The sequence below is a fragment of the Pseudomonas sp. PB106 genome (assembly GCF_009764645.1).
Classification (GTDB): Bacteria; Pseudomonadota; Gammaproteobacteria; order Pseudomonadales; family Pseudomonadaceae; genus Aquipseudomonas.
Genome location: NZ_RWIM01000082.1, coordinates 1 through 9,583, shown reverse-complemented (window position 1 = coordinate 9,583; position 9,583 = coordinate 1). Strand labels below are relative to the sequence as shown.

At 57.8% G+C, this 9,583-nt stretch carries 8 protein-coding genes; 6 read left to right on the top strand and 2 right to left on the bottom strand.

Annotated features, from left to right (window positions below; genetic code table 11):
* Positions 1-331: 331 nt before the first annotated feature.
* Positions 332-1,552 (bottom strand): CaiB/BaiF CoA-transferase family protein, encoded by a 1,221-nt coding sequence (locus EJA71_RS11475; RefSeq protein ID WP_158956893.1) that lies wholly within the window; start codon positions 1,550-1,552, stop codon positions 332-334.
* Positions 1,553-1,565: 13 nt separating this feature from the next.
* Complete coding sequence (locus EJA71_RS11470) at positions 1,566-2,747, bottom strand: acyl-CoA dehydrogenase (protein ID WP_158956891.1); 1,182 nt, start codon at positions 2,745-2,747, stop codon at positions 1,566-1,568.
* 158 nt (positions 2,748-2,905) lie between these two features.
* Between EJA71_RS11470 and EJA71_RS11465 the strand changes: the two genes are divergently transcribed.
* From EJA71_RS11465 to EJA71_RS11440, 6 genes are all read left to right on the top strand, one after another.
* A complete protein-coding gene (locus EJA71_RS11465) occupies positions 2,906-3,805 on the top strand; it encodes a LysR family transcriptional regulator (protein WP_158956889.1) in 900 nt (299 codons plus the stop codon).
* A gap of 434 nt (positions 3,806-4,239) precedes the next feature.
* Positions 4,240-5,361 (top strand): Re/Si-specific NAD(P)(+) transhydrogenase subunit alpha, encoded by a 1,122-nt coding sequence (locus EJA71_RS11460; protein ID WP_158956887.1) that lies wholly within the window; start codon positions 4,240-4,242, stop codon positions 5,359-5,361.
* Between the two features lie 15 nt (positions 5,362-5,376).
* The gene (locus EJA71_RS11455) at positions 5,377-5,697 is read left to right on the top strand and encodes an NAD(P) transhydrogenase subunit alpha (RefSeq protein ID WP_003187417.1); all 321 of its coding nucleotides are present in this window, start codon (positions 5,377-5,379) and stop codon (positions 5,695-5,697) included.
* Entirely contained in the window at positions 5,697-7,130 is a 1,434-nt protein-coding gene (locus EJA71_RS11450) for an NAD(P)(+) transhydrogenase (Re/Si-specific) subunit beta (protein ID WP_008081130.1), read from the top strand. Before EJA71_RS11455 ends, EJA71_RS11450 begins: the two co-directional genes overlap by 1 nt.
* A 214-nt stretch (positions 7,131-7,344) precedes the next feature.
* Entirely contained in the window at positions 7,345-8,838 is a 1,494-nt protein-coding gene (locus EJA71_RS11445) for an acetyl-CoA hydrolase/transferase family protein (protein WP_158956885.1), read from the top strand.
* A 321-nt stretch (positions 8,839-9,159) separates the two neighbouring features.
* Entirely contained in the window at positions 9,160-9,375 is a 216-nt protein-coding gene (locus EJA71_RS11440) for a DUF1127 domain-containing protein (protein WP_158956883.1), read from the top strand.
* Positions 9,376-9,583: the final 208 nt, after the last annotated feature.

Below are 9,583 nucleotides of genomic sequence, written 5' to 3'. Positions count from 1 at the left end.
CTTCAACAACTTCAACCACTTGCGCTTCAGATCTCTCGTCAGCGGGAGGCGAATTCTACAGCGTTACACGCTGCTGTCAACACCTCTTTTTCAACTCCCTTCTGGCCTCGATGAACTGAAGCAACCTGCTGCCGAAACCTGCATAACTCATTGAATCTCAAGGAGTTTTCCGTTTCGACTGCGCCGGAAGTGGGGCGAATTATAGACACCTGAGATCTGCCGTCAACCGTTAATTTCGCTTTTCTTTCAATCACTTGCAGATTGGTTAAATAACGACCAAATACACCTGTTATGGGAAGCAAACGTGATCCCTTCTATATAGAAGGGATCTTCAGAGTACCCCAGCCGCCTTCAACTCTGCCACCGCACCCGCGCCCAAGCCCAGCACACCTTGAAGAACCTCCAGCGTGTGCTCGCCTAATAGAGGAGGAGCGCGACGGTATTCAACCGGTGTCTGCGACATACGGATAGGACTGGCCACCTGAGGCACCATACCCGCCAATGCATGAGGCAGTTCTATTGCCAAGCCACGCGCCTTAACCTGCGGATCCTCGAATACCTGCGACAGATCATTGATCGGCCCACAAGGCACGCCCGCCTGCTCCAACTCGGCAACCCATTCGGCAGTCGTCTTGAACACCGTCGCCTGGCGAATCAGCGGGATCAACACCGACCGGTTCGCGACGCGCAGCTTATTAGTAGCAAACCGTGGATCGTCAGCCCACTGCGACTGCCCCGCCACTTCGGCAAACTTGCGGAACTGCCCGTCATTACCCACGGTAAGGATGAAATCCCCATCAGCCGTAGGAAAATCCTGATAAGGCACGATGTTCGGGTGCGCATTGCCCAAACGCTTCGGCGCATTGCCCGTGGTCAGATAGTTCATCGCCTGGTTTGCCAGACACGCCACCTGAACATCCAGCAATGCCATATCAATCTGCTGACCACCACCGTCGTGATCACGGTGGGCCAGCGCCGCCAGAATCGCTACCGTCGAATACAACCCGGTGAGGATATCCGTCAACGCCACTCCGACCTTCACCGGTCCGGCACCTTCATCACCCTCGGGTCGACCGGTCAGACTCATCAGCCCGCCCAGCCCCTGAATCATGAAGTCATAGCCCGCACGCTTGGCATACGGTCCGGTCTGACCAAAACCGGTGATCGAGCAATAAATCAGGTTCGGATTGATCGCCTTCAGCGACTCATAGTCCAGCCCGTAAGCCGCGAGACCACCGACCTTGAAATTTTCGATGAGGATGTCCGACTTCGCCGCCAGCTCGCGTACCAGCTTCTGCCCCTCAGAACGGGTGAAGTCGATGGTCACCGATTGCTTGTTGCGGTTGGCCGACAAGTAATAAGCCGCTTCCGAGGTGTTCTCGCCATAAGCGTCTTTAAGGAAGGGCGGCCCCCAGGCGCGAGTGTCGTCACCATTGCCGGGGCGCTCGACCTTGATCACTTCGGCGCCAAGGTCGGCGAGGATCTGCCCGGCCCAAGGCCCGGCCAACACTCGCGATAAATCCAGTACCCGCAGATGCGACAGCGCGCCCATGGTCGCTCTCCTATTAATAGAACGCCTGCAGACCGGTTTGCGCACGCCCAAGGATCAGCGCATGAACGTCGTGAGTACCTTCATAGGTATTCACCACTTCCAGGTTAACCAGGTGACGGGCCACGCCGAACTCGTCGGAGATACCGTTACCACCCAACATGTCGCGAGCCATGCGGGCGATATCCAGCGACTTGCCGCAGGAGTTGCGCTTCATGATCGAAGTGATTTCAACCGCAGCCGTGCCTTCGTCCTTCATACGCCCCAAGCGCAGGCAACCTTGCAGGGCCAGAGTGATTTCAGTCTGCATGTCAGCCAGCTTCTTCTGGACCAGCTGAGTCGCGGCCAGTGGGCGCCCGAACTGTTGACGATCCAGGGTGTATTGGCGAGCAGTGTGCCAGCAGAACTCAGCGGCGCCCAATGCACCCCAGGAGATGCCATAGCGCGCAGAGTTGAGACAGGTGAACGGGCCTTTCAGACCGCGCACGTCCGGGAAGATGTTCTCTTCCGGAACGAACACGTTGTCCATGACGATCTCACCGGTGATCGACGCACGCAAACCGACCTTGCCGTGAATCGCTGGAGCGCTCAGCCCTTTCCAGCCTTTTTCCAACACGAAGCCACGAATGTCGCCGGCATCGTCTTTTGCCCAGACCACGAACACATCGGCGATTGGGCTGTTGGTGATCCACATCTTCGCGCCGGTCACGCTATAACCGCCGTCGACTTTACGTGCACGGGAGATCATCGCGCCTGGGTCGGAGCCGTGGTTTGGCTCGGTCAAACCGAAGCAGCCGATCCATTCGCCGGAAGCCAGTTTCGGCAGGTATTTCTGTTTCTGCGCTTCAGTGCCGAATTCGTTGATCGGCACCATCACCAGCGAGGACTGCACGCTCATCATCGAGCGATAGCCGGAGTCGACGCGCTCGACTTCGCGAGCAATCAGACCGTAGCTGACATAGTTGAGGCCGCTGCCACCGTACTGCTCAGGGATGGTCGCACCCAACAGGCCGACTTCGCCCATTTCGCGGAAGATCGCCGGATCAGTTTTCTCATGACGGAAAGCTTCGAGAACACGCGGTGCGAGGCTCTGTTGAGCAAACTGCTCGGCGGTGTCGCGGATCATGCGCTCCTCTTCGGTGAGCTGTTGATCCAGCAGCAAGGGATCGATCCAGTTGAAACTAGCTTTACCGCCCATGAGTGTGTCCTCGCAAATCGGGTGAATTAACGTGGCATTGATCCTAGGCGCGGTTAGCCGGCGCGGCAAACGAGGATTTCGCATTCTGTTGTGCTAATTTCTCACTCCGAAACGTCGCGAAATGCCTTTTATGCGGCGCATTAGTGAGGTTGACGTACATGCGCAGGAAGATCCCCAGCACCACCGCCCTGATCAGCTTCGAAGCCGCCGCACGCCATGAGAGCTTTACCCGGGCCGCCGAAGAACTTTCCCTCACCCAAGGCGCCATTTGCCGACAGATCGCCAGCCTTGAAGAGTTTCTCAGCGTGGAACTGTTCCGACGCTCGCGACGCGGGGTGAAGCTGACCGAGGCGGGACTTTCCTACAGCCGCCGGGTTGCGACGCAACTCGATGCGGTTGAGCGCGACACCCTCTCGGTGATGGGCCAGCAAGGCACCAATGTGATCGAGTTGGCGGTTGTGCCAACCTTCGGCACCCAATGGCTGCTGCCGCGCCTCAAGGATTTCCAGCTCAAGCACCCGGAAGTTACGGTCAACCTGACCAACCGTACCCGACCCTTCCTGTTTGCCGACACTGAATTCGATGCGGCGATTTACTTCGGCGATGCCGATTGGTCCGGTACAGAATCCCACAGGCTGATGGGTGAAAATCCGATGCCGGTGTGCAGCCCCGCCCTACTCGGCAAAAGGATGCTTCTGACAGCCGACGAAATTGCCGAACTACCGCTGCTGCAACAGACCACTCGCCCCTATGCGTGGCGGCAGTGGTTCAACTCGCAGCACCTGAATATCCCCCGCGACATGACAGGCCCGCGCTACGAGCTATTCTCCATGCTCGCCCAAGCGGCCATGCACGACATGGGCATTGCGCTGATTCCACCGTTCTTGATTCAGCGTGAATTGGCAGAGAAACGCCTGGTGATTGCCAACCCGCAGGCACTCTCCAGCATCAAGGCCTATTACCTGATGATTCCCGAACGAAAGGTCGAATCAGCGTCATTAAAGGCATTTCGTGACTGGCTGGTTAACCAGGCACAGAGCTACAGCCTAGAAGGATAAAGGCTTACGGCGATAATTAACCCCGTAGTCAGGAAAACCAAAGCCCTACAGATATAAGTAATTGTCGCAATTCGACAGACTGTATCCGAAAGTCGTACAGACGTCCCACAAGCGCCTGACGACGTGGCTTTGAGCCTGCATGGACGACGCATTGCTGCCTATTCACGCCACCGATGAGAAATTTTTCCATATTCGCCCAGAATCCTTGCAAGGCACGGCCTGCAAGGGATTCGACCGGCCATGTGCGACATTCGGTCACGGCATGACTTGTAGTTAATTTTCCGTCACCCGTCATAATCCCTTGAAGGGCATAAAGTTCGCCTGCAAAATGCCGCGCCCCGCCCTGATTTGGCGGGATCGTGCTGATCGGCCGCCCCAGTCGCACCATCCGTAGTGCATGGGTTTACTCAATAAGATCACGCAGGAGATTTGACGTGCACATTGGTGTTCCTCTCGAAACCCAGACCGGTGAAACACGGGTTGCTGCAACCCCGGAAACCATTAAAAAGCTGATCAGCCAAGGTCATAAGGTCACTGTGCAAACCGGCGCCGGCATTAAAGCCAGCGTTGTCGACAGTGCCTATGAAGCGGCAGGCGCAACCATTGGCAGTGCCAATGATGCGTTTGGCGCCGAGCTGATTCTCAAAGTGGTCGCGCCAAGCGATGCCGAATTGACGCTGATCAAGCGCGGTACGGTATTGGTCGGCATGCTCAACCCGTTCAACAACGAAACCATCGCGAAGATGGCCGAGTGTGGGATTACCGCGTTCGCCCTCGAAGCCGCGCCGCGCACCTCGCGCGCGCAGAGTCTCGATGTGTTGTCGTCGCAGGCGAACATTGCCGGTTATAAGGCTGTGTTGCTGGCCGCTCACCACTATCCGCGTTTCATGCCGATGCTGATGACCGCTGCGGGCACCGTGAAAGCGGCGCGTGTGCTGATTCTTGGCGCTGGCGTGGCCGGGTTGCAGGCGATTGCCACGGCGAAACGTCTGGGTGCGGTGATCGAAGCGTCTGACGTGCGTCCGGCGGTTAAAGAGCAGATCGAATCCCTTGGCGCCAAGTTCGTCGATGTGCCTTACGAGACCGAGGAAGAGCGCGAATGTGCCGTCGGTGTCGGCGGTTACGCGCGCCCAATGCCGGCCAGCTGGATGCAACGTCAGGCCCAGGCTGTGCACGAACGCGCCAAGCAGGCTGACATCGTCATCACCACCGCGCTGATCCCGGGCCGCAAGGCACCGACGCTGCTGAGCGCGGAAACCGTAGCGCAGATGAAACCGGGTTCGGTGGTCATCGACCTCGCGGCGGCTCAGGGCGGCAACTGCCCGCTGACCGTGGCTGATCAGGTCGTAGTCGAGAATGGCGTGACCATTTGCGGCCCGACTAACTTGGCCGGCGAAGTCGCTGCAGACGCTTCGGCGCTGTACGCACGCAACCTGCTGGACTTCCTCAAGCTGGTGTTCACTAAAGAAGGCCAGTTCGACGTCAACCTCGAAGACGATATCGTCGCCGCGTGCCTGATGTGCCGCGACGGCCAAGTCATCCGCAAAAACGCCTAAGCAGGGATTCAGACGATGGAAGAGCTTATCTCCCCCGGTATCTACAACCTGATCATCTTCGTGCTGGCGATTTATGTCGGTTACCACGTGGTCTGGAACGTTACACCTGCGCTGCACACGCCATTGATGGCGGTGACTAACGCCATCTCGGCGATCGTGATCGTCGGTGCCATGCTTGCCGCTGCATTGACCGTCACTCCGCTGGGCAAAACCATGGGCACCCTCGCCGTGGCACTGGCGGCGGTCAACGTGTTTGGTGGCTTCCTGGTCACCCGCCGCATGCTTGAGATGTTCAAGAAGAAAGCCCCGAAAGTAAAAGAAGAGGCGCCGAAGTAATGAGCATGAATCTCGTCACGACGCTCTACCTGATCGCGTCGATCTGCTTTATCCAGGCCCTCAAAGGCCTGTCGCATCCGACCACCTCGCGGCGCGGCAACCTGTTCGGCATGCTCGGTATGGCGTTGGCGATCCTGACCACCGTCGGCCTCATCTATAAGCTCGGAGCTGAGCTGGCCACTGCCGGTATCGGTTACGTCATCGTTGGCCTGCTGGTCGGCGGCACGGCCGGTTCGATCATGGCCAAGCGCGTTGAAATGACCAAGATGCCGGAACTGGTCGCCTTCATGCACAGCATGATCGGTCTGGCGGCAGTGTTCATCGCGATCGCAGCAGTGGTTGAGCCGCAATCGCTGGGCATCGTTAAACAGCTGGGCGACTCGATCCCGGCGGGCAACCGTCTGGAGCTGTTCCTCGGCGCGGCCATCGGCGCGATCACCTTCTCCGGTTCGGTAATTGCGTTCGGCAAGCTCTCGGGCAAGTACAAGTTCCGTCTGTTCCAGGGCGCGCCGGTACAGTTCACCGGTCAGCACAAGCTGAACGCAGTGCTGGGTCTGGCAACGCTGGCACTCGGCCTGACCTTCATGTTCACCGGCAACCTCACCGCGTTCGCGCTGATGCTGGCGCTGGCGTTCGTGATGGGCGTGCTGATCATCATCCCGATCGGCGGTGCAGACATGCCGGTGGTGGTGTCGATGCTCAACAGCTATTCGGGCTGGGCGGCGGCAGGTATTGGCTTTTCTCTGAACAACTCGATGCTGATCATTGCCGGTTCGCTGGTGGGTTCGAGCGGTGCGATCCTCTCGTACATCATGTGCAAGGCGATGAACCGTTCCTTCTTTAATGTACTGCTCGGCGGTTTCGGCAACACGGCCGATGCAGGCCCTGCTGGTGCGAAAGAAGCCCGTCCGGTGAAATCCGGTTCGGCTGACGACGCGACTTTCCTGCTGACCAACGCCGACACCGTGATCATCGTGCCGGGTTACGGTCTGGCAGTAGCGCGTGCGCAACATGCGCTGAAAGAGCTGACCGAGAAACTGACCCACCGTGGCGTGACCGTGAAATACGCGATCCACCCGGTTGCCGGCCGTATGCCGGGGCACATGAACGTCCTGCTCGCCGAGGCCGAAGTGCCTTACGACCAGGTATTCGAGATGGAAGACATCAACTCCGAGTTCGGCCAGGCCGACGTGGTGTTGGTGCTCGGCGCGAACGACGTGGTCAACCCGGCCGCGAAGAACGATCCGAAGTCGCCGATTGCCGGCATGCCGATTCTCGAAGCGTTCAAGGCCAAGACCATCATCGTCAACAAGCGCTCGATGGCCAGCGGCTATGCCGGTCTGGACAACGAACTGTTCTACCTGGACAAGACCATGATGGTGTTCGGCGACGCGAAGAAAGTCATCGAAGACATGGTTAAAGCGGTCGAATAATTCTCCTCGGCTGCACCGAACGCCCCGACTTGTCGGGGCGTTTTTGTTTGCGCAAAACGTCGGACAATTTGCCGCGTTGTTGCAGATCCGGTAACGGTGTTTTACTTGAAACCCGCTAAATAGACGCCTCGTTTGCGACCTTGGTAGCGGGACAGGCGCCCGTCAAATTCACTAGACTGCGCATCCTGCTACTCGCTTCCCGAGATAATAATCCATGTACCGTGACCGTATTCGCCTGCCTTCGTTGTTGGACAAAGTGATGAGCGCCGCCGACGCCGCCGCTCTGATTGAGGACGGCATGACCGTCGGCATGAGCGGTTTCACCCGTGCCGGCGAAGCCAAAGCCGTCCCTCACGCATTGGCCGAACGCGCCAAGGTCACGCCGCTGCAGATCAGTCTGATGACCGGCGCCAGCCTGGGCAATGACCTCGACAAGCAATTGACCGAAGCCGGCGTACTGTCGCGACGCATGCCGTTTCAGGTCGACAGCACTTTGCGCAAGGCGATCAACGCCGGCAAAGTAATGTTCATTGACCAGCATTTGTCGGAAACCGTTGAGCAACTGCGCAACCAGCAACTGAAACTGCCGGACATCGCGGTCATCGAAGCCGTGGCCATCACCGAACAAGGCCACATCGTGCCGACCACTTCGGTGGGCAACTCGGCGAGCTTCGCGATTTTCGCCAAACAGGTGATCGTCGAGATCAACCTGGCGCACAACGCCAACCTCGAAGGCCTGCACGACATCTATATCCCGACGTATCGCCCGACGCGTACGCCGATCCCGCTGGTTAAAGTCGACGACCGTATCGGCAGCACGGCGATTCCGATTCCGCCGGAGAAGATTGTCGCCATCGTCATCACCCAACAGTCGGATTCGCCGTCCACCGTGTCTACGCCGGACGTCGATACCAATGCCATCGCCGAGCACCTGATCACCTTCTTCAAACAGGAAGTCGACGCCGGACGCATGACCAACAAGCTCGGCCCGTTGCAGGCCGGGATCGGCAACATTGCCAACGCGGTGATGTGCGGCCTGATCGACTCGCCATTCGAAGACCTGACCATGTATTCCGAAGTGCTGCAGGATTCGACCTTCGACCTGATCGACGCCGGCAAGCTGAGCTTTGCGTCGGGCAGCTCGATCACCTTGTCGGAGCGCCGCAACAGCGACGTGTTCGGCAATCTGGAGAAGTACAAGGACAAACTGGTGTTGCGTCCGCAGGAAATATCCAACCACCCGGAAGTGGTGCGTCGCCTGGGCATCATCGGCATCAACACGGCGCTGGAGTTCGACATCTACGGCAACGTCAACTCAACCCACGTTTGCGGCACGCGGATGATGAATGGCATCGGCGGTTCCGGCGACTTCGCGCGCAACGCGCACTTGGCAGTGTTCGTGACCAAATCGATCGCCAAGGGCGGCGCGATTTCCAGCGTGGTGCCGATGGTAAGCCACGTTGACCACACCGAGCACGACGTCGACATTCTGGTGACCGAAGTTGGTCTGGCTGACCTGCGTGGCCTGGCGCCACGGGAACGTGCGCGGGTGATCATTGATAACTGCGTGCACCCGGACTTCCGTCAGGCACTGAACGATTACTTCACGGAAGCCTGTGCAATCGGTGGCCACACCCCGCACATCCTGCGTGAAGCATTGAGCTGGCACATGAATCTGGAAGAAACCGGTCGCATGCTCGCCGTGTAATTCACACAGATAAACCGCTGATGCAAACACAGTTTGCATTAGCGGACTTCCCCAACCCTTACGACCGACAAAAACTGTACTGCTGTACCGGTCATTTCCTACAGTAATTGCCTACGCATCCGATTGAATCAGGCTAAAATGCACTACTTAAGTGCAGACAGGTACAGTTTGCCCAATTTTGACCCGTACACCCCCTATAAACAGTTAACTGGTCACTCACAATACAGTTGAACTGTATCTAGAGAGACTAGGCAAACGAGAGGATCATGGGCACCAGTCAAACCACTACCTGATCCCGCCACAAGCGGAAGGATGTCAACCATGGAACGTACACTCAGTTCCGAACTGTTCTTCGAAGACAAAACTGTAAACACCCAGGCTTCCCTGCCTCTGCGCGTTATCGCCAACCTGATGTTGTGGCAGCGCCGTATCTCCAGCCGCCACCAATTGGCCCGTCTGGATTCGCGTCTGCTGGCTGACGCCGGTATCAGCGAAGCACAACGCTACGAAGAGCTGAGCAAGCCGTTCTGGCGCTAAGTAGCGTCGCTGGCTCTGGTCGTTAGACCCACCGCCAGCAACCCGAATTGAACAAACGAAACCCGTCGTGGGAAACCACGACGGGTTTTGTCGTTTTGGCCTCTTAAAAACCCAAACCAGTACAGTTTATACAGATCTAAATCAGACCATTACAATTGTAGGAGCTGCCGAAGGCTGCGATCTCTTGATCTTGAAAATCCAGATCAAA